The organism is Flavobacterium gelatinilyticum (assembly GCF_027111295.1).
GTDB lineage: Bacteria > Bacteroidota > Bacteroidia > Flavobacteriales > Flavobacteriaceae > Flavobacterium > Flavobacterium gelatinilyticum.
On record NZ_CP114287.1, the window covers coordinates 2,943,667 to 2,965,330 of the forward strand.

Consider the following 21,664-nt stretch of genomic DNA (forward strand, 5'->3'; position numbering starts at 1 on the left):
ATAATAGACGTATTTTTTACACTTAATCGCTTTTATCGCCTGATTTTAATACAAACTTCAATACATTTGTTTAATTCTTGTTTCTTCGAATTCTTCCTTCAAAACGGAATTATTCGAAAACTAGTATAAATGAGCTAAAAATTAACAACCTCTTATCTTCTAAATATTGCAAAAAATGCTAATAATCAGGTAAACTGCTCTTATTCTCATTTTTTATTTTAACAAAATCCATCTAAACCCGTACAATTTCCGAAATCGTAATAGTTTTAAAAAATATTATGCATGCATAATATAATTATTCCAAATTAAATTCTAAATTTGTAGAAGCATATTATAAATTCAAAATATATACTTATGAAAATACTAGTTTGCATCAGCCATGTGCCTGATACTACTTCAAAAATTAACTTTACCAACGGTGACTCAGAATTTGACACTAACGGTGTACAATATGTAATTAATCCTAACGATGAATTTGGTCTTACACGTGCAATCTGGTTCCAGGAACAGCAAGGCGCAAATGTGACTGTAGTAAACGTTGGAGGTCCAGATACAGAACCAACATTGCGTAAAGCTCTGGCAATAGGTGCAAACGAAGCTATTCGTGTAAACGCAAATCCTTCTGACGGATTTTTTGTTGCAAAACAATTAGCAGAAGTAATTAAAAACGGCGGGTATGATTTAGTAATAGCCGGAAAAGAATCTTTAGATTACAATGGCGGAATGGTTCCGGGAATGATCGCAGCAATTTTAGGTTCTAACTTCTTAAACTCTTGTACAAGTTTAACGATTGACGGAAACAACGTAAAAGCTGTTCGTGAAATCGACGGTGGAAAAGAAACTGTAAGCACTACTCTTCCGTTAATCATTGGTGCGCAAAAAGGCCTTGTTGAAGAAAAAGACCTGCGTATCCCGAACATGAGAGGAATTATGACTGCAAGAACTAAAGCACTTACTATTCTTGAGCCGGTTGATGCAGCTGTAAACACAAAAGCGGTTAAATTTGAAAAACCAGCTCCAAAATCAGCAGTAAAATTAGTTTCTGCAGATAATTTAGATGAGTTAATCAATTTATTACACAACGAGGCAAAGGTGATTTAAGATTGTAGAGTTTAGATTTTAGATTGCAAACCGCAGCTAAATCTAAATCAACATTTGATTCACTTCAAAATCTAAAATCAATAATCATTTTAGATTTCAGTTTTAAAAATCTGAAATCTAGAATCTAAAATCTAAAATTATTATGTCAATATTAATATACGCAGAATCTGCAGAAGGAAAATTTAAAAAAGTGGCTTTCGAATTAGCGTCTTACGCTAAGAAAGTTGCTGAATCATTAGGAACTACTGTTACAGCTCTAACTGTAAACATCAGCGATGTAAGCGAATTAGCAAAATACGGAGTTGACAAAGTTCTAAAAGTAAGCAATGACAAATTAGCGGGTTTTAATGCAAAAGCTTATGCTGATGTCATTAAACAAGCGGCTCAAAAAGAAGAAGCAAAATTAGTTTTACTATCTTCAACTACAGACAGTATTTATCTTTCACCACTGGTTGCTGTTGCTTTAGAAGCCGGTTTCGCTTCAAATGTAGTTGGATTACCGGTAAGCACTTCACCTTTTCAGGTAAAAAGAACTGCTTTTTCAAACAAAGCTTTCAACATTACAGAAATCAGCACAGAGGTAAAAGTGCTTGGTTTAGCTAAAAACTCTTACGGACTTTTTGAAAGCGCAGGAGCAGCCGCTGCAGAAGATTTCAGCCCAGCAATTGGAGACGAAGATTTTGGTGTAAAAGTAGAATCTGTAGAGAAAGTATCAGGAAAAGTTTCTATCGCAGATGCTGATATCGTAGTTTCTGGCGGACGTGGTTTAAAAGGTCCGGAAAATTGGGGATTAATCGAAGATCTTGCCTCTGTTTTAGGCGCTGCAACTGCATGTTCTAAGCCTGTTTCAGATTTGGGATGGAGACCTCACAGCGAGCACGTTGGACAAACAGGAAAACCGGTTGCAACCAACTTATATATTGCTGTAGGTATTTCAGGAGCGATTCAGCACATTGCAGGTATCAACTCTTCTAAAGTAAAAGTAGTAATCAATAACGACCCTGAAGCTCCTTTCTTTAAAGTGGCAGATTACGGAGTTGTTGGCGATGCATTCGAAATTGTACCTCAATTAACAGAGAAATTAAAAGCTTTTAAAGCACAACATTCTTAATTCTAAGAATTCTCTTCAAAAATATAGCTGCCTAAAAACAAGATAATCGTATCTTTGTTTTAAGGCAGCTTTTTTGTTCCATATTTTTTGATTAAAATTGCACCTTTATTTTCCAATCAAAAAAAGTATTAAAATGCGGTGCTAAGTGCCCGTTTTACAAACATATATGAGTCTAGTAAAATTATCCATAAAAGGAATTTCATACAGTCAAACTCAAAATGGCGCTTATGCCTTAATTTTGAATGAAGTCGACGGCGAAAGAAAATTACCTATTGTTATTGGTGCTTTTGAAGCCCAGTCAATCGCTATTGCTTTAGAAAAAGAAATAAAACCGCCTCGTCCGTTAACACACGATTTATTTAAAAACTTTGCTGAAAGATTTGATATTGTCGTAAAACAAGTAATCATACACAAATTGGTTGACGGTGTTTTTTATTCGAGTTTAATCTGTGAAAGAGATAAAATTGAAGAAATAATTGATGCCAGAACATCTGATGCCATTGCACTTGCATTACGTTTCAACGCACCAATTTTTACCTACAAAAACATTCTGGACAAAGCCGGAATTTATTTAAAATCAAATACTGCAGAAACAGATCAGGGCGCACAGGAAATTGACGATGTATTGTCGAATCCTGAAACTTTCGGACGAGAAGAAGAAAGCAACCAGTCAGGAGATGTTTACGCAAAACATTCTTTACAGGAATTAAACGAACTTCTTGATCAGGCTGTTTCTCAGGAAGATTACGAAAAAGCAGCAAAAATAAGAGACGAAATCTCGAGAAGATAATTAAGGCTGTAAGCCGCAAGCTTTAGGCTTATAGTCTTAAAGCACAAACATAAAAACACAAACTTTAAGCATTTAGGAAAAGCCTAGAACTTAAAGCTTAAAGCCTAGAGCAACAATGAAACAATACTTAGATTTAGTAAAACACGTTTTAGAAAACGGAAATCAAAAAGGTGATAGAACCGGAACCGGAACAAAAAGTGTTTTTGGCTACCAGATGCGTTTTGATTTAAGTGAAGGTTTCCCAATGGTTACAACTAAAAAACTTCATTTAAAATCAATCATTTACGAATTACTTTGGTTTTTAAAAGGAGACACCAATATCAAATATCTCAAAGAAAACGGTGTAAAAATCTGGGATGAATGGGCTGATTCTCATGGTGATTTAGGTCCTGTTTACGGTCATCAGTGGCGTAACTGGAACAGCGAAGAAATCGACCAGATATCTGAATTAATTACTGAGTTAAAAACAAACCCTAACAGCCGCAGAATGCTGGTTTCTGCCTGGAATCCTTCGGTTTTGCCGGATACTAAAAAGTCGTTTGAAGAAAATGTAGCCAATAACAAAGCCGCGCTTCCTCCATGCCACGCTTTTTTCCAGTTTTATGTTGCTGCTCCGGACATGGAAAAAGGAGAAACAAAAGGAAAATTATCCTGCCAGTTATACCAGCGCAGCGCTGACATATTTTTAGGAGTTCCATTTAACATTGCATCTTATGCTTTATTCACCATGATGATTGCTCAGGTCTGCGATTTAGAACCCGGCGAGTTCATTCATACTTTTGGCGATGCGCACATCTACAATAATCATTTTGAACAGCTGGAATTGCAGTTAACACGTGAGCCAAAACCATTACCAAAAATGATTTTAAATCCGGAGATCAAAAACATTTTTGATTTTGATTATGACGATTTTACACTTGTCGATTACGATCCGCATCCTGCCATAAAAGGCAGTGTTGCCGTATAAATAATAAAAAATCCGCTTAAAGAAAATTAAAGCGGATTTTTTTATACAACTACTACACCATTTTCACTTCCGGCAAAATCATTCCATTTATAGAAATCGGCTTCCGGATCGTTTACATAAGCCCCGTCAATTACGTACTTAAACTCGTAAATCGCATCTTTAACAAGATCATAGGTTGCTTTAAATGTTCCGTTTTTCAGCTTGCTTAAAACACCTTCTTCAGCATTCCAGTTGTTAAAATCGCCCACAACCGCTGCCGAATCAGCATCTTTGGCATCAATAGAAAAAGTTACTTTGCAAACCGGTTTTGTTTTGACAAATTGTTTCTTAAGAGACATAACTATTTAGTTTTTAGATTTATACGTCATTAAAATTACAGAAATTCAGCTAAACAATACCTACATCCACCTCCGATTTATGATTATAATAAAAAGACTACATAATTTTAATTATATTTATAATTTAAACCAGTTAATTTTTCGGATTTCAAATTAACCGGATTTTTTGAGACAATTTTTATTCACCCAAAATACGGTGTTTACAAAATAAATTTTAACTTTATAATCTCATTTATATCTTATGGAAAAAGAAGTTCACGAACAATATGAGTATGCCAGAAGACGCATCAGACAAAAAAAAGTCCTGTATTTCCATTTCGTACTCTTTCTGCTTGGCAGCTTATTTATATTTGTCGCTAATAAATTTTTCGGTTTTGGAGCTTCTTCAGAACAAAATTGGTGTCTTTGGATTATAACTTTATGGTTCTTTCTTTTTATACTGCACTTTATAAAGGTTTACATTACAGACCGTTTCATGAATAAAAAATGGGAAAGAGAGCAAATTGACAGACTTGTTGCTTTACAGCAAAAAAGGATCGCTCAATTAGAGTCAAAAATAAATGATGATACTGAGAATAAAATTTAGTTACAGGATATTATGATTATAATGATTGCGGCTGTTGCCGAAAACAATGCCCTGGGAAAAAACAATGATTTGATATGGCATCTCCCAAATGATTTTAAAAGATTCAAATCTCTTACTACCAATCATCACATTATTATGGGAAGAAAAACTTTTGAAAGCTTCCCGAAACCTTTGCCAAACAGAATACATATTGTTATAACACGACAAATAGATTATAAACCCGAAGGCTGCATTGTTGTCGACAGTATTGAAAAAGCCATTGCATTATGTCCCGAGAATGAAGATTCATACATAATTGGCGGAGGCGAAATTTACAATTTAGGAATGCCTCATACTGATATAATAGAAATAACCAAAGTACATCATTCTTTTGATGCTGATACTTTTTTTCCAAAAATCAGCAAAAGCGAATGGCAGCTGGTTGAAGCTGAAGAAAATTATAAAGATGAAAAACATCTTTATGATTACACCTACGAAACTTACATTAGGAAATAAAATAAAAAAACACCCTCTTTTGGAGGATGTTTTTTAAAACGATTGATTTTTGTAATCTTGACTCTTTCAGGAAGTCGTTTTTGTAAAAAAATCACAAATGCTAAAAACATTTGAAATAACTGAATAACATTACTGCTAAATGAGACAAGAGTCCCATAAGCCTTTAATAACAAATACCACTAAGATATTAAAGGCAAGAAAATTAAAATTTCCAAAAACAAATTTAATCCTAAGAACGTATTTCGCACTTTAAAAAATAGTATTCCCCCAAGAACAACAATTTTAAAAACCACTACCTGAACAGATAAATCACCAGTGCAAAAGAAGCAACCATCTGCTTAAGCCAATATTTCAATCATTAAATATTTAATCATTTTTACCTTTACAAAGGTGTGCATTAAATCAGCTCAGCACAATACCCACTTTTGGTGATTTTTGTAAAATACCTGTTTTTAGTGATGCCGAAGAAAGAACCAAAACTCCTTTATTTTCTGCCGGCGCAAAACATTTAATTGACATTTTAAAAAACTCAATACAGTTAAACTAGAATGTTTATATTTGCGTAAATTATAATAATGTCTGAAAAAATCACTCCATATAAAGACTCTTCTTTAGGTAAGAAAGAGCAGGTTGCCCAAATGTTTGACAACATTTCTGGGAATTACGATAATTTAAATCGTGTAATTTCATTTGGTATCGATACTAAATGGAGAAAAAAAGTACTCAAAATAGTTTCTGATTCTAAACCAAAAACGATTCTTGATATTGCTACAGGAACCGGTGATCTTGCTATTTTAATGGCTAAAACCAATGCTGAAAAAATTATAGGTTTGGATATTTCTGCCGGAATGCTTGAAATTGGGAAAAAGAAGATCGAAGAAAAAAAACTAAGCAGCAGAATAGATTTAGTTTTGGGAGATTCTGAAAACATTCCGTTTGAAGACAATTATTTTGATGCTATTACTGTAGGTTTCGGGGTGCGTAATTTTGAAAACCTGGAAAAAGGGTTTTCTGAAATTTTACGTGTTTTAAAACCAAATGGTGTTTTTGTAATTCTGGAAACCTCTGTTCCGGATAAAACACCGTACAGACAAGGATATAAATTTTACACCAAAAATATACTTCCGGTTATCGGAAAATTGTTCTCCAAAGACAATTCTGCTTATGGTTATTTATCAGAATCTGCCGCTGCTTTCCCTTATGGCGAAGCCCTGAACAATATTTTAAGAAAAACTGGGTTTATAGATGTTACAGCAATGCCTCAGACTTTTGGTGTAGCAACCATTTATTCAGCATCTAAAAAGTAATATGAAAAAAATTGTAATCGTAATTTTATTAGTCTTAACGACAAAAGGACACTCTCAATTTGCCAAAAGCATGTTTGCTAAAGATCCTATTATTAATCTCGAAAACTGGCAGAAACAACGTGTCTATTTTGGGTACTATTTAGGCTTTAACAGCTTTGACTTTAAATTTGATTACAAAAATGTAACGCAGCAGGATATTCAGGTAAAAAAAACTACCGGATTCAACGTTGGAGTTGTAGCCGACTTGAGATTACAGGAATACATCAACCTGCGTTTTGAACCGGGATTGTACTACACCAAGCGTGATTTGTATTTTCCGGGAGTAGGAACAATGGAAAAAGATTATTTAAGAGAAGTAAACAGCACTTACATACATTTTCCGCTGCTTTTAAAATTTTCAGCACTTCGTACCGGAAACATCCGCCCTTACCTGGTTGGAGGAATGTCTACTACCCTAAATTTATCAAGTAACTCTAAATCGACAGATGATAACTTCGAAGGCAAATTCAGGGTAAAACAATGGACAGCCGCTTATGAAGTTGGTTTTGGGATTGATTTCTTTACAGAATATTTTATTTTCTCTCCTTCTGTAAGAGGAATGTTTGGTATTACAGATGAATTAATCCGCGACAAACCTATTAATGGGCCAAGTCCCTGGACAGATAATATCGATTCGATGAAATCAAGAGCAATTTTGATAAATTTTACTTTTCATTAAAACAAAATCTTAACTATTTCGTTTAAATTCACTAAGAATAATTGCTGTTGCTGTAGCTACATTTAAACTTTCGGTTTTTTGAAGCTCTCCAAATCTTGGAATCGTAAGACGATTGGTAACTATTTTTTCAATTTCTGCCGAAATTCCGTTGGCTTCATTACCCATAATAATGATTCCGTCCTTTGGCAGGGCAGTTTGATAAATGTTATCGCCATCCATAAAGGTTCCAAAAACAGGTAATTTTGTCTGACTGATAAATGTTTTCAGATCAACATAATTAACGTTAACTCTGGCAATAGATCCCATAGTAGCCTGCACTACTTTTGGATTGTAAATATCAACTGATTCTTTTGAACAGACAAGCTGTTTAATCCCGAACCAGTCGCAGAGACGCATAATCGTTCCTAAATTCCCTGGATCGCGAATGTCGTCGAGCGCTACGATTAAGCCGGAATTGATTATTTCTGTTTCCTTTGGCATTTTAAAAACTGCCAAACAGGTATTTGGAGTCGTTAAAGCACTTATTTTTTTCAGTTCCTGCTCATTAATAAGAGTTCGCTTTGAGCTTTGAACGTTTTCAAAATCATTTAAAGTGGTGTATAAATGCTCTAATTCAAAATTGGATTGCAACAATTCTTGAATTACTTTTACTCCTTCGGCAAAAAATAATTGATTTGCAAAACGTTGTTTTTTTTGATGCAGTCCTGATATAAGTTTTATTTGGTTTTTACTAACCATAAAATAATGTACTTTTGAATTAAATATTAAAAAACACTTGAAAAATAATTCCACAAAAATAATAGCATTTCCCTTAATAGCAATACTTATTTGTGCTTGTAATGCTGTAAAAAGAGTTCCTGATGGAAAAAACCTTCTTGTAAAAAATAATATTGTTGTAAACGGAAAAAACACCAATGATGAAAATGCATCTAACCAGATGTATCAAAAACCAAATGGTACTTTACTTGGTTACAGGCTCCGTTTAAACTTATACAATCTTGCTAATTTAAATCCGGATTCGACTTATGCTGCAAAATTTAAAAACAATCCGGGACTTTATGAGCGTCAGTCAAAATTACTTTCGGCTAAGCAGGTAGACCGTCTTGGACAGTCTTTTTTATACAAAGGAATCCATGAATTTTTAAAAAATACCGGAGAACCTCCAGTAATCATCGATACATCTAAAACAAAAAAAACGCTGACCCGCTTAAAGTTCTATTACTTTAACAATGGTTATTTTAATGTATCAACAGCCTACACAATAGATAGTATTGCACACAAAAAAGCTCAGATAAACTACAACATTACAACTGGGCCGGCTTATAAACTTGACACAATTAAGAGCAAAATTTCGACTCCTGCCCTTGATTCTTTATATAAAACAAATCCGGAGCCATCTTTTTTAAAATCAGGAAATCAATACAAAACTTCTGATTTTGAAGAAGAGAAAAACCGTCTTACGACTTATTTCAGAAACCATGGCGCTTACTTTTTTCAACCCACTTATGTGACATTTGATATTGATACAATTGGCAAGAAAGATAAAGCCGATGTAACACTTATAATCAATAACAACAATATCCAAGAAAGAGATTCAAGCAGAACAGAGCCTTTTAAATTGTACAAAATCAGCGATGTAAACATCTATACTGATTATTCTCCGGCAAATGCAAAAATGCCAATACAAGACAGTACATCGTATAACAATTTTAATTTATACAGTTATAAGACCTTAAAATACAAACCACGTGCCATTACCGATGCTATATTTATCAGTAAAGGAAGTACTTTTTCAGATACCAGAACTACACTTACATCACGTTATTTAAACAATCTTAAGATTTTCAATTATCCATCGATCCAATACGAAGTCGACAAACGTGATTCTACAGCGCAGTCACTTATTGCAAAAGTATACCTGACGCCAAGAAAAAAATACAGTTTTGGAGCTACTCTGGACTTTACACATTCTAATATTCAGGATTTTGGTATTGGAGCCAGTATTTCTGAAACGATCCGAAATGTTTTTAACAGAGCCGAAACGCTTGAAATTTCGGCACGTGCCAATATTGGATCATCAAAAGATATGGCAAACCCGAATAATACATTTTTTAATGTTTCGGAGTATGGAGTCGATTTAAAACTGAATTTCCCAAGAATCCTGCTTCCCTTTGGAACAGAAAAAATTATCCCGAAAAGGATGATTCCTTCTACTGCTATTTCGGCAGGTTTTTCGAAACAAACCAATATTGGTCTTGATAAAGAAAACTTCACGGGCGGAATCTCTTATAACTGGTCGCCTAAACGACACAATACAGTTAAATTTGACCTGCTTAATGCCCAATTCGTAAGAAACTTAAATCCAAATAATTATTACAGGGTTTATACATCGTCTTACAGGGAATTAAACAATATTGCACAAAGTTACAACACTGATGCAGGGAATATAGACGATCAGGGAAATCTAACAATTCCTGACGGGGCGGCAGATTTTACCAACGATGTGTTAAATAACACTACTGCTTTACAACCTGGAGACCCAGCTTATAGAGATGTAGAAAGTATCGAAGAAAGAAGAGTCCGTCTTACCGAAAACGACTTTATTCTGGCTTCCAGCTACACTTTTACCAAAACAACTAAAAAAGATCTTGCAGATAATAATTTCTATCAGTTTAAAACCAAAATTGAATCGGCAGGAACTTTATTATCGGCGGTTTCAAGCATAGGAGGCCTTCCAAAGAATGCAAAAGGCAACTACGAAATTTTTAATCTTGAATATGCTGAGTATATCAAAACTGAATTTGATTACATCAAACACTGGGATTTTGGAAAAGAAAAAGTTCTGGCGGTAAGAAGCTTTTTTGGAATCGCGATTCCGTTTGGAAATTCAGATTATATTCCGTTTTCACGAAGTTATTATTCTGGAGGTTCAAACGATAACCGAGGCTGGCAGCCTTATGCTCTTGGACCGGGAAGTACGAATGCTGTAGACGACTTTAACGAGGCCAATATGAAGATCGCTCTTAGTGCCGAATATCGATTTAAAATCTTTGGCGATGTTAAGGGAGCTATCTTTGCAGACGCCGGAAATATCTGGAATGTGCTCGATAATGTGACAGATGAGAAGGCAAGATTTTCCAGCTTAAACGATTTAGAAGAAATTGCTTTGGGTTCCGGATTTGGTTTGCGATACGATTTAAGCTTTTTTGTTATCCGCTTAGATTTAGGCTTCAAGACCTATAATCCGGCGCATGACAAGGGAAGCAGATGGTTTAAAGAATATAATTTTGGGCATTCGGTCTTAAATTTTGGTATAAATTATCCATTCTAATGCTAATTAATTCGTATTTTTGCAACCTAAAAACTAAAAACAACTATAAAAAAAATTACAATGGCACACAACATTAAACCAGGAGTAGCTACAGGAGATCAAGTTCAGGAGATTTTTAATTATGCTAAAGAAAAAGGTTTTGCATTACCTGCTGTAAACGTTACGGGGTCTAGCACAATTAACGGAGTACTTGAAACTGCAGCGAAACTAAATGCGCCAGTTATTATTCAATTTTCAAACGGAGGAGCACAATTCAACGCCGGAAAAGGTTTATCTAATGCAGGTGAGAAATCAGCAATCGCTGGTGGTATCGCCGGAGCAAAACATATCCACACTTTAGCAGAGGCGTACGGTGCAACTGTAATTTTACACACTGACCACTGTGCAAAAAAATTATTACCTTGGATTGATGGTTTATTAGACGCTTCTGAAAAACATTTCGCAGAAACAGGAAAACCATTATTTAGTTCTCACATGATCGATTTATCTGAAGAGCCAATCGAAGAGAACATTGAAATCTGTAAAGAATACCTGGCTAGAATGAGCAAAATGGGAATGACATTAGAAATCGAACTTGGTATTACAGGTGGTGAAGAAGATGGTGTTGACAACTCAGACGTAGACAGCTCAAAATTATACACACAGCCAGAAGAAGTAGCTTATGCTTACGAAGAATTATCTAAAGTAAGTCCTAAATTTACAATCGCAGCGGCTTTTGGTAACGTTCACGGGGTTTACAAACCAGGAAACGTAAAATTAACTCCAAAAATCTTAAAAAATTCTCAGGATTTCGTACAAAACAAATTCAACACTGGCCACAATCCGGTAGATTTCGTTTTCCACGGAGGTTCAGGTTCTACGCTTGAAGAAATCAGAGAAGCTATTGGATACGGAGTTATCAAAATGAACATCGATACAGATTTACAGTTTGCTTATACTGAAGGAATCCGTGACTACATGGTAAACAACATTGAGTATTTAAAATCTCAAATTGGTAACCCAGAAGGTGCTGACGTTCCTAACAAAAAATACTATGACCCAAGAAAATGGGTACGTGAAAGCGAAGTAACATTCAACGCAAGACTTGAACAAGCTTTTGCAGATTTAAACAACGTGAATACACTATAATAAAAAAGTTTCAAGTTTAAAGTGTTTCAGGTTTCAGGTTTCCGCAACTTGAAACTTGAAACCTAAAACAAATAAAACATTTCAATATGGCTTGGTTTAAAAGACAAGAAAAAGGGATTACAACCGCAACAGAAGACAAGATGGACGTTCCGAAAGGATTGTGGTACAAATCTCCTACTGGAAAAATTATTGATGCTGACGAATTAGCGAGAAATTTATTCGTAAGCCCTGAAGATGATTTTCACGTTCGAATTGGAAGCGCAACCTATTTTGAAATTTTATTCGACAACAACGAATTTGTTGAGTTAGATAAAAACATGACATCTAAAGATCCTTTGCATTTTGTGGATACAAAAAAATATGCAGAGCGATTGAAAGATGTAATGGAAAAAACTCATCTTAAAGATGCTGTTCGTACAGGAGTAGGAAAATCTAAAGGAAGAGAAATCGTAATCTGCTGTATGGATTTTGCATTCATCGGGGGATCTATGGGGGCTGTAGTAGGTGAAAAAATCGCAAGAGGTATCGATCACGCTATCAAAAACAGACTTCCATTTGTAATGATTTCTAAATCCGGAGGAGCACGTATGATGGAAGCTGCTTATTCTTTAATGCAATTAGCAAAAACTTCTGTAAAATTGGCTCAGTTAGCCGAAGCTAAATTACCATACATCTCTCTTTGTACAGATCCTACAACTGGAGGAACAACAGCTTCTTACGCTATGTTAGGAGATATTAACATCTCTGAGCCTGGTGCTTTGATTGGTTTTGCAGGTCCACGTGTTGTTAGAGATACTACAGGTAAAGATTTACCAGAAGGTTTCCAAACCGCCGAGTTTCTTTTAGAGCACGGTTTCTTAGACTTTATCACGCCTAGAAAAGAATTGAAAGATAAGATCAACTTATATATCGATTTAATTCAGAATAATGATATTCGATAGTTTTAAAACTATTCAAAATATGAAATCCCAAGGAAATTGCTTCTTGGGATTTTTTTTATTTTAAACCATATAAGTTTTATAAGTAAAATTAATACTTGTCTGAAAAATTGTATTTTTGTTCTACATAAATGATGCTCATTCTGCCACAAAAGAATTTGCAAAAATGTATCATACTAAAATTAACCTGTTTTTTACAGAAATCTATTTTTTCTAAAGTAATCTAAATATCTTTGAACTATGAGCACAGCAACAAAATCAAATCACATAGGAAGAAAAATAAGCCGTATTCGCGAACTTAGAGATATGAAGCAAGAAGCTTTGGCTCAGGCTTTAGGAACAAACCAACAGGCAATTTCTATTTTGGAAAATAGTGAAACCATAGATGACGAAAAACTTTCCCAAGTAGCTAAAGCACTTGGAGTAAGTGCCGAGGCAATAAAAAACTTTACTGAGGAAAATATGATTAATTATTTCAATACATTTTATGACAATAGTGTTGCTAATGGAATAAATAATCCTGTCAATTGCACCTTCAATCCATTGGACAAAGTGGTTGAACTTTACGAGCGTATGCTTCAGACAGAAAAAGAAAAGGTCGAATATTTAGAAAAGCTATTAAAGGAAAAATAATATTTTTCAATGATATTTAAATTATAGAGAAATCTCAAGAAAATACTTCTTGGGATTTCTTGCATTAAAACAAATCTCGTCTGTAAACAACACCATTGTAATCTATAATATTTTCTTTAAAAAATTTCATTTTAGATAATAATCCCTCACAACACTCAAACATATATTGTTTTTCATTAATGTATAGGTTTTCAAAATCATTCTCGCTTGAAATATTATCCAAAAACTCATTAGTTTTTAAATTTAAATCTTCTTTTTTGGACAAAAATGATACTATCGCTTCTACTTCATCTTTATAATCTGTATCTATTTCTTTTTCTTTTAATATAATTTTTGAAAGTGTAAGAATAAGAAAATCCAAAACAATCTTAAAGTCACTTGAACTTGAACCATTAAAATCATTTAACCCATATGCTCCAAAAGCATAAAATATAGCTGATTCTTCCCTGCTATGCAAATAACCAATTTCCACTAAACCCAGATTACCCAAAAAATCAAGACTTGATTCAAATTCTTCACTAAAACAACTAGTAATCCAATCTAAAATCAATTGAAATTCAGTGTGGTTTATTTTAAAAAAATCGGACTTTATCTTTATTAAAATGTCTTCATAAAGAACCTTATCATATTCCGTATGCAAGTTATGTGCAAAAACAATTTCCCTTAGAGTCTCTAAGATTTTCTCGCTTGACATTAATGGTAAAAAATTCTTTTCAATTTTTGATTTATCTATTTTATAAAATTCAATTATACCACTCATATTCTAAATGCCTTTAAATCACATCCCCGTTCTAATCGCCTCAACCGGATCTAAATTCGCAGCTGAAACCGCAGGAAGAATTCCCGAAATTAATCCAATAAGCGCCGCTAAACTCGTTCCTAAAATTATATTCCCAAGACTAAGGACAAATTCAAAATCCAGGGCTTTTGTTAATATTAAGGCAATTCCCCAAACCATCAACAAACCAATAATACCTCCAATTACTGAAAGAATTACAGCTTCAAACAAAAACTGAAATAAGATAAACTTATTTTTTGCTCCCAATGATTTCTGAATTCCAATCAAATTCGTTCTCTCTTTTACCGATACAAACATAATATTGGCAATTCCGAAGCCACCAACCAAAAGAGAAAAACCACTTATAATCCAGCCCACAACATTCATCTGACTAATAATTCCGTCTATAAAATCTGTAAAACCAGAAAGGACATTAATAAAAAAGTTATCCATCTCCCCTGCTTTCATACCGCGAACAGCTCTTAACTTTTGTGCTACCTCGGCTTTATAAGCATCCATATCTACACCTTTCGTTGGTTTTAAAACAATAACCGGCGTCATCGCATCACTATCACCATACATTCGGCGTAAAAAGTTAGCCGGAAGATACACCGAAGTATCATTGCTGTCTCCAAAAAATCCTGCACCTTGTTTGGCCATTACACCAATTACAGTAAAACGCTGCCCGTATAAACGAATGTTTTTTCCAATTGGATCACTTCCGCCAAAAAGACCATCAGCAATATCATATCCTAAAACAATAACTGCCGTTCCGGAATTCGATTCAGATTCGTTATAAAATCGGCCTTTGTCAAAACTCAATCCGTCAATATCGACCATTTCAAAAGATGAAGGCACAATATTTACATCAGCTACTGTTTTCGAATCATATTTTAAGGTTTCCTTGTTCACAAAAAGCTGATACCCTACCTGATCCGTATTAGTCAGGGAATTTTTCAATCCTACGTATTCATCATATTTTACATTTGGAAACTGCTCTCTCTTCCATTGCGGAATTTCTGAAGGTCCAAAGTTAAACTTCATTAAATAAATCGTATTTTTATCTAAGCTGCTCAAATCTTTAGAGATTTTTTTATCTAAAGAATCAACGGCTGCCAGAACTGCTATAATCGAAAAAATACCAATTGTAACACCCAAAAGCGACAATAAAGTTCTCAATTTATTATTGCGCAGCGCGTTTATGGCAAAGCCCAGACTTTCTTTTAATAATCGTAGATAAAGAAGCATATAGTAATATTTTTCAAACAAGTAAAATTCAATATTTTAAAAACAAAAACCTAATAAAAGTTAACTTACTCATCAGTAGATTTTTTTAACAGATTGTTACACTAAATCTTTTAAAATAATATATAAAAAAACTACTTTTGCAGTCTGAAAATCATAACTACACAATGAACACAACTAAAAAAATACAATCAGCGTTAATATCTGTTTTTTCGAAAGATGGATTAGAGCCAATCGTTAGAAAATTACACGAGCAAAACGTAACACTTTACTCAACCGGAGGAACTGAAGATTTCATTAAAAACCTTGGAATTCCGGTAGTTCCAGTTGAAGACATTACTTCATTCCCTGAAATTTTTGGAGGAAGAGTAAAAACTTTACACCCAAAAATTTTTGGAGGAATTTTGAACCGTCAGGATAATGAGAGTGATGTGCAGCAAATGAAAGAATTTGACATTCCTCAGATTGATTTAGTAATTGTGGATTTGTATCCTTTTGAAAAAACGGTTGCTTCTGGTGCAAGTGAGCAGGATATTATCGAAAAAATTGACATTGGCGGTATTTCATTAATCCGTGCCGGTGCCAAAAACTTCAAAGACACTGTAATTGTGGCTTCGGTAAACGAATACAGTCTGCTTTTGGATTTAATTACAGAACAAGACGGAGCTACAACTCTTGAAAACAGAAGATTGTTTGCTTCAAAAGCTTTCCACGTTTCATCTCATTATGACGGAGCTATCTTTAACTACTTCAATACAGATGAAACAATTTACAAAGAAAGTATTGCCGACGGGCAGGTTTTAAGATACGGAGAAAACCCGCACCAAAAAGGATTTTTCTTTGGAGATTTTGACGCTATGTTCAAAAAACTTCACGGAAAAGAGTTATCTTACAACAATTTACTAGATGTTGATGCAGCTGTAAATTTAATTGCTGAATTTAAAACAGACGGACCAACATTTGCTATTTTGAAACATAACAATGCCTGCGGTTTAGCTTCAAGAAAAACAATCAGTGAGGCTTATTTAGCAGCTTTGGCCTGCGATCCTACATCAGCTTTTGGAGGTGTTTTAATTTCAAACACAAAAATTGATTTAGAAACAGCACAAGAAATAAATAAATTATTCTGCGAAGTTGTAATTGCTCCAGCATATGATGATGAGGCAGTTACCGTTTTACAAGAAAAGAAAAACCGTATTATTTTAGTCCAAAATGAAGTTGAATTACCATCTCGTCAAGTAAGAACTTGTCTTAATGGTTTGTTAATTCAGGACAGAAATAATATTACGGATAATAAAGAGCATTTAAAAACCGTTACAATTACAGAACCTACTGCTCAGGAGATCGAAGATTTGATCTTTGCTTCTAAAATCTGCAAGAATACAAAATCAAACACTATTGTATTTGCAAAGAACGGAACATTGATTTCATCCGGTACGGGTCAGACTTCAAGAGTTGACGCCTTGATTCAGGCTGTTGACAAAGCAAAAGCTTTTGGATTTGATTTAAACGGAGCTTCGATGGCAAGTGATGCATTTTTCCCATTTCCAGATTGTGTAGAACTGGCTAAAAAAGCAGGAATAACAGCTGTAATTCAGCCTGGAGGTTCAATTAAAGACGAATTAAGCATAAACTATTGCAACGAAAATAATCTTGCAATGGTATTTACAGGAACACGTCATTTTAAACATTAATTTGTTTAACTTTGTTCGATAAATAATTTTATAACATTTTAAACCCCTAAAAAACTTATGGGATTTTTTGATTTCATGACCGAGGATATTGCGATAGACCTTGGAACCGCAAACACTTTAATCATTCATAATGATAAGGTTGTCATTGATAGCCCGTCTATCGTTGCACGTGATAGAGTATCAGGCAAAATCATTGCTGTTGGTAAAGAAGCCAACATGATGCAAGGTAAAACACATGAAAACATCAAGACCATAAGGCCTTTGAAAGATGGTGTAATTGCTGATTTTGATGCTTCGGAAAAAATGATCAATATGTTCATTAAAAGCATTCCTGCATTGAAAAAAAGAATGTTTACACCGGCTTTACGCATGGTTGTATGTATTCCTTCGGGAATTACTGAGGTGGAGATGAGAGCGGTAAAAGAATCTTGTGAGCGAGTAAACGGAAAAGAAGTTTATTTGATTCATGAGCCAATGGCTGCCGCAATTGGTATTGGTATCGACATTATGCAGCCAAAAGGTAACATGATTGTAGATATTGGTGGTGGTACAACCGAGATTGCCGTTATCGCGCTGGGCGGAATTGTCTGCGACAAATCTGTTAAGATTGCGGGTGACGTTTTTACAAATGACATCGTGTATTACATGCGTACACAACACAACCTTTTTGTTGGGGAAAGTACTGCAGAAAAAATAAAAATTCAAATTGGAGCCGCTATCGAAGATTTAGACGGACCTCCGGAAGATATGTCGGTTCAGGGTAGAGACTTACTTACCGGTAAACCAAAACAAGTTGATGTTTCTTACCGTGAGATTGCAAAAGCATTAGATAAGTCTATTCAACGTATTGAGGATGCTGTAATGGAAACATTATCTCAGACTCCTCCTGAATTAGCTGCCGATATTTATAACACTGGTATTTACTTAGCCGGTGGAGGATCTATGTTAAGAGGTCTTGACAAGCGTATTTCCCAAAAAACAGATTTACCGGTTTATATCGCCGAAGATCCGTTAAGAGCAGTAGTTCGCGGTACAGGAATGGCACTTAAAAATATTGCAAAATTTAAAAGCATCTTAATCAAATAAGATTCAAAATAACAATTATTTACCTTTATAAGGGTCCGTTTTTAATAGCTGCCCCTTGTAAACCTGAAACCTTAAAGCATATCCTGAAACAAAATAACCAAACAAGAAATGCAGCAAATTTTTAATTTCATTATAAGAAACAGTATTCGATTGCTGTTTTTGCTGCTTTTAGGTATTTCGTTGGCGCTCACAATTCAGTCGCATTCCTATCATAGAAGCAGAATAATCAGTTCGGCCAATTTTTTGAGCGGAGGTGTTTATGAAAGAATTAATCGTGTAAACGAATATTTGAATTTAAGAGCCGAAAACGATGAACTTGTATTAGAAAATGCAAGGCTGAAAAGTCTTTTATTCAATAAAGAAGACACTACCAAAGCACCGTTTCCAGACAGCATCAAAGGAGTTAAGCCTGCAGATATTATCGTTTCTAAGGTAATACATAACGCATATAATACACACGAAAACTATATCACTTTAAATTCCGGAAGAAACGAAGGAGTAAAGCAGGATATGGGGGTTATCAATAGTTTAGGTATTGTTGGAGTTGTTGATAACACTTCGCCAAATTACTCAACCGTTGTGAGTATCCTGAATATGAAGTCGCAGATTAACGCCAAAATCAAGAAATCAAATCACTTTGGTTCTTTGACCTGGAACGGAAAAAACACAGGATTTGTACAGCTTGAAGATGTACCAAGGCTGGCTTCTATCAGAAAAGGCGATACTATTGTTACCGGAGGACAATCTGTAATTTTCCCGGAAGGAATAAACATTGGTACAGTTGACAAAATATACATTAAAACGGGTACAAGTTATTATGTCATAAATGTTAAACTTTTTAATGATATGACCAACTTAGGACACGTATATATCATCAAGAGTAAAGACAGAGACGAACTTATTAATTTAGAAAACAAAAGCAAGCAAAAAGATGAGTAGTGCTGTTTTGGTAAATATTTTTCGATTTATTATGCTGCTGGGAATTCAGGTTGTTATTTTTAACAATATGAATTTTTTAGGGTACATAAGTCCCTTTCCGTACATCTTGTATATTATTTTATATCCGGTAAACAGTAACAGATCCGGTTTAATTATCTCAAGTTTTCTCTTAGGATTAGTAATGGATATGTTTTGTAATTCGGGCGGGATTCATGCTACGGCCTGCGTTATACTCTCTTATTACAGGCCTTATATATTCAAATTTTCATTTGGTCTGAGTTACGAATACCAGACTATTAAACTAAACGAATCTTTAACACCGGAACGATTTTCGTTTATATTAGTTTCGGTTCTATTACATCATATTGTACTGTTCACATTAGAAGCTTTTCAGTTTAAGTTCATAATAGACGTTTTGTTACGAACACTGTTCAGCACCATTTTTACAATAATCACTTCAATTATAATAATTTATCTTATTAAGCCCAATAAACGATGAGAAAAGTCTTGCTGCCCTCTTTAATAATTATTGCAGCATCTTTGCTAGTGATTCGGATATTTTATCTGCAGATAATTGACGATTCATTTAAATTGAAATCAGAAAATAATGCGATAAAAAAAGTCTACGATTATCCCGAACGTGGTTATATCTACGACAGAAATGGCAAATTATTAGTTGCAAATCAGGCTTCTTATGATATCATGGTTATTCCAAAAGATATTAAAAAAGATCTGAATATTACTGAATTTTGTGCACTCCTAAACATTACACCCGAAGATTATTATAAAAGAATTGAAAAAGCACGAGTTTACAGCCCGAGACTTCCGTCTGTTTTCTTATCTCAGTTAAATAAAAATGAGTTTGCTGCTTTTCAGGAAAAAATAAGAAAATACGAAGGCTTCTATTTTCAAAAACGTTCTCTTCGTGATTATGAAGTAGATTACGGTGCCAATATTTTTGGATTTATCACTCAGGTAAACGAAAACCAAATTGCTAAAAACCCATATTACAACAGTGGTGACTTAATTGGAAAACAAGGTGTAGAACAAAGTTACGAAGAAATTTTACGCGGTATAAAAGGTGTAAAATACATTCAGAAAGACAAATACAATCGTGAGATTGGTGCTTACAAAGAAGGAAAATACGATACTATTGCCGTTGCAGGAGAAGACATTAACTTAACCATTGATGCCGAACTTCAAAAATACGGCGAGGAATTAATGATTAATAAACGAGGCGGAATTGTAGCTATTGAACCTAAATCGGGAGAAATTTTAGCCTTAGTAACCGCTCCGTCTTATGATCCGGGGATTTTAGTTGGAAGACAGAGATCTAAAAACTATACCCTTTTGTATCATGATTCTATCGCAAAACCATTATACGACCGAGGACTTTTAGCCGAGTATCCTCCGGGATCTCCATTTAAAATATTAACCGGATTAATAGCTTTACAGGAAGGTGTTGTTAATGAACAAACCACCTTTATGTGTCACCATGGATTCAGTTATGGACGCGGCCGTTTTATGAAATGTCACGGTTTTGGACCTCATCAGCTTCATAATGGAATTTACAATTCGTGTAACACCTATTTTGCACAGGCTTATATGTTAACTATTAACAAATACGCAAATCCAGGCAAAGCAGTAGATGTATGGAGCGATCACTTAAAAAGCTTTGGACTTGGACAGTTTATGGGATCCGATTTACCAACAGGAAAAAGAGGTAATATCCCAACATCCAAAACCTACAAAAGAATTTATCCTAACGGCGGATGGAGAAGCACAACTATTGTGTCTAACGCAATTGGACAGGGAGAGGTTTTAATGACGCCAATACAGCTTGCTAATATGATGGCAACTGTGGCAAACCAAGGGTATTATTATACGCCTCATATCATTAAAAAAATTGAAGGTAAAAAGATTGATGCTAAGTTTACGACTAAACACACCACATCAATTGATCAGAAATATTTTCCGCCGGTAATCAGCGGTTTATTTGATGTTTACAACAAAGGAACTGCTTATGCTCTTAAAGTAAACGGAATTGATATTTGCGGAAAAACAGGTACAGCCGAAAACTTTGCTAAAATTAACGGAAAAAGAACACAGCTTAAAGACCACTCTATATTTGTGGCTTTTGCACCAAAAGACGATCCTAAGATTGCCATTGCGATCATGATTGAAAATGGAGGCTTTGGAGCAACAGTTGCCGGACCTATTGCAAGTTTGATGATAGAAAAATATTTAAGAAAAAAAATCACAAGAACCGATCTTGAAACAAGAGTTTTAAATAAAAGTCTGGCTGGCGAATATGCCAAATTAGGCGGTATGAATGAGGCGAGTAAAATTGAATCTGTACCAAAAGATTCGATATTACAAGCTAAAATCGTAAAACCAAAAGCTCCGGCTGCCACAGCGACACCAAAAACCGAAGTTCAAAAAACAGCAGTAGACACTACTAAAAAAAATTAAGAAAGAT

Annotated in this window: 21 protein-coding genes; 17 read left to right on the plus strand and 4 right to left on the minus strand. The window is 34.5% G+C overall.

Going from position 1 to position 21,664, the window contains the following annotated elements; genetic code table 11:
* Positions 1–354: 354 nt before the first annotated feature.
* The 4 genes from OZP11_RS12415 to OZP11_RS12430 all read left to right on the plus strand — a co-directional run bounded on the left by OZP11_RS12415 (position 355) and on the right by OZP11_RS12430 (position 3,969).
* Positions 355–1,101, plus strand: a complete 747-nt coding sequence (locus OZP11_RS12415; RefSeq protein WP_281230879.1) for an electron transfer flavoprotein subunit beta/FixA family protein — start codon at positions 355–357, stop codon at positions 1,099–1,101.
* Positions 1,102–1,243: 142 nt separating this feature from the next.
* Positions 1,244–2,212, plus strand: coding sequence for an electron transfer flavoprotein subunit alpha/FixB family protein (locus OZP11_RS12420; protein ID WP_281230880.1), 969 nt, complete (start codon positions 1,244–1,246; stop codon positions 2,210–2,212).
* A gap of 166 nt (positions 2,213–2,378) precedes the next feature.
* Positions 2,379–3,002, plus strand: a complete 624-nt coding sequence (locus tag OZP11_RS12425; RefSeq protein ID WP_281230881.1) for a bifunctional nuclease family protein — start codon at positions 2,379–2,381, stop codon at positions 3,000–3,002.
* Positions 3,003–3,117: 115 nt separating this feature from the next.
* Positions 3,118–3,969 (plus strand): thymidylate synthase, encoded by an 852-nt coding sequence (locus tag OZP11_RS12430; protein WP_281230882.1) that lies wholly within the window; start codon positions 3,118–3,120, stop codon positions 3,967–3,969.
* Between the two features lie 41 nt (positions 3,970–4,010).
* Here the strand turns inward: OZP11_RS12430 and OZP11_RS12435 are convergent, their stop codons facing one another.
* Positions 4,011–4,307 (minus strand): isoamylase early set domain-containing protein, encoded by a 297-nt coding sequence (locus OZP11_RS12435; protein WP_281230883.1) that lies wholly within the window; start codon positions 4,305–4,307, stop codon positions 4,011–4,013.
* Positions 4,308–4,548: 241 nt separating this feature from the next.
* On the opposite strand from OZP11_RS12435, the gene OZP11_RS12440 reads away from it, so the two are divergent.
* From OZP11_RS12440 to porT, 4 genes are all read left to right on the plus strand, one after another.
* Complete coding sequence (locus OZP11_RS12440; RefSeq protein ID WP_281230884.1) at positions 4,549–4,893, plus strand: 2TM domain-containing protein; 345 nt, start codon at positions 4,549–4,551, stop codon at positions 4,891–4,893.
* Between the two features lie 12 nt (positions 4,894–4,905).
* Positions 4,906–5,388 carry a dihydrofolate reductase gene (locus tag OZP11_RS12445; RefSeq protein ID WP_281230885.1) on the plus strand — a complete coding sequence of 161 codons (483 nt, stop codon included), beginning with the start codon at positions 4,906–4,908 and terminating at the stop codon, positions 5,386–5,388.
* Between the two features lie 575 nt (positions 5,389–5,963).
* On the plus strand, positions 5,964–6,695 hold the full coding sequence (gene ubiE / locus OZP11_RS12450) for a bifunctional demethylmenaquinone methyltransferase/2-methoxy-6-polyprenyl-1,4-benzoquinol methylase UbiE (RefSeq protein ID WP_281230886.1): 732 nt from the start codon (positions 5,964–5,966) through the stop codon (positions 6,693–6,695).
* A gap of 1 nt (position 6,696) precedes the next feature.
* Positions 6,697–7,413, plus strand: coding sequence for a type IX secretion/gliding motility protein PorT/SprT (gene porT, locus OZP11_RS12455; protein ID WP_281230887.1), 717 nt, complete (start codon positions 6,697–6,699; stop codon positions 7,411–7,413).
* A 9-nt stretch (positions 7,414–7,422) separates the two neighbouring features.
* Here the strand turns inward: porT and OZP11_RS12460 are convergent, their stop codons facing one another.
* Entirely contained in the window at positions 7,423–8,151 is a 729-nt protein-coding gene (locus OZP11_RS12460; protein WP_281230888.1) for an RNA methyltransferase, read from the minus strand.
* A 37-nt stretch (positions 8,152–8,188) separates the two neighbouring features.
* On the opposite strand from OZP11_RS12460, the gene tamL reads away from it, so the two are divergent.
* From tamL to OZP11_RS12480, 4 genes are all read left to right on the plus strand, one after another.
* Positions 8,189–10,744 (plus strand): translocation and assembly module lipoprotein TamL, encoded by a 2,556-nt coding sequence (gene tamL, locus OZP11_RS12465; RefSeq protein WP_281230889.1) that lies wholly within the window; start codon positions 8,189–8,191, stop codon positions 10,742–10,744.
* Between the two features lie 60 nt (positions 10,745–10,804).
* Positions 10,805–11,872 carry a class II fructose-bisphosphate aldolase gene (gene fbaA, locus OZP11_RS12470; protein ID WP_281230890.1) on the plus strand — a complete coding sequence of 356 codons (1,068 nt, stop codon included), beginning with the start codon at positions 10,805–10,807 and terminating at the stop codon, positions 11,870–11,872.
* A gap of 86 nt (positions 11,873–11,958) precedes the next feature.
* Complete coding sequence (accD, locus tag OZP11_RS12475) at positions 11,959–12,813, plus strand: acetyl-CoA carboxylase, carboxyltransferase subunit beta (RefSeq protein ID WP_281230891.1); 855 nt, start codon at positions 11,959–11,961, stop codon at positions 12,811–12,813.
* 237 nt (positions 12,814–13,050) lie between these two features.
* Positions 13,051–13,443 carry a helix-turn-helix domain-containing protein gene (locus tag OZP11_RS12480; protein WP_281230892.1) on the plus strand — a complete coding sequence of 131 codons (393 nt, stop codon included), beginning with the start codon at positions 13,051–13,053 and terminating at the stop codon, positions 13,441–13,443.
* 64 nt (positions 13,444–13,507) lie between these two features.
* On the opposite strand, the gene OZP11_RS12485 is transcribed toward OZP11_RS12480, so the two are convergent.
* Positions 13,508–14,203 carry a hypothetical protein gene (locus OZP11_RS12485; RefSeq protein ID WP_281230893.1) on the minus strand — a complete coding sequence of 232 codons (696 nt, stop codon included), beginning with the start codon at positions 14,201–14,203 and terminating at the stop codon, positions 13,508–13,510.
* 18 nt (positions 14,204–14,221) lie between these two features.
* Positions 14,222–15,469: an ABC transporter permease gene (locus OZP11_RS12490; protein WP_281230894.1), complete on the minus strand. Its 1,248-nt coding sequence runs from the start codon at positions 15,467–15,469 to the stop codon at positions 14,222–14,224.
* 164 nt (positions 15,470–15,633) lie between these two features.
* Between OZP11_RS12490 and purH the strand changes: the two genes are divergently transcribed.
* The 5 genes from purH (at position 15,634) to mrdA (ending at position 21,657) form a co-directional block, all read left to right on the plus strand.
* Positions 15,634–17,160, plus strand: coding sequence for a bifunctional phosphoribosylaminoimidazolecarboxamide formyltransferase/IMP cyclohydrolase (purH, locus tag OZP11_RS12495; RefSeq protein ID WP_281230895.1), 1,527 nt, complete (start codon positions 15,634–15,636; stop codon positions 17,158–17,160).
* Between the two features lie 57 nt (positions 17,161–17,217).
* A complete protein-coding gene (locus OZP11_RS12500) occupies positions 17,218–18,246 on the plus strand; it encodes a rod shape-determining protein (protein WP_008466528.1) in 1,029 nt (342 codons plus the stop codon).
* A 108-nt stretch (positions 18,247–18,354) separates the two neighbouring features.
* On the plus strand, positions 18,355–19,185 hold the full coding sequence (gene mreC / locus OZP11_RS12505; protein ID WP_281230896.1) for a rod shape-determining protein MreC: 831 nt from the start codon (positions 18,355–18,357) through the stop codon (positions 19,183–19,185).
* Positions 19,178–19,684, plus strand: coding sequence for a rod shape-determining protein MreD (locus tag OZP11_RS12510; RefSeq protein WP_281230897.1), 507 nt, complete (start codon positions 19,178–19,180; stop codon positions 19,682–19,684). The genes mreC and OZP11_RS12510 overlap by 8 nt, the downstream gene beginning before the upstream one ends.
* A complete protein-coding gene (mrdA, locus tag OZP11_RS12515) occupies positions 19,681–21,657 on the plus strand; it encodes a penicillin-binding protein 2 (protein WP_281230898.1) in 1,977 nt (658 codons plus the stop codon). Before OZP11_RS12510 ends, mrdA begins: the two co-directional genes overlap by 4 nt.
* Positions 21,658–21,664 lie beyond the last annotated feature (7 nt).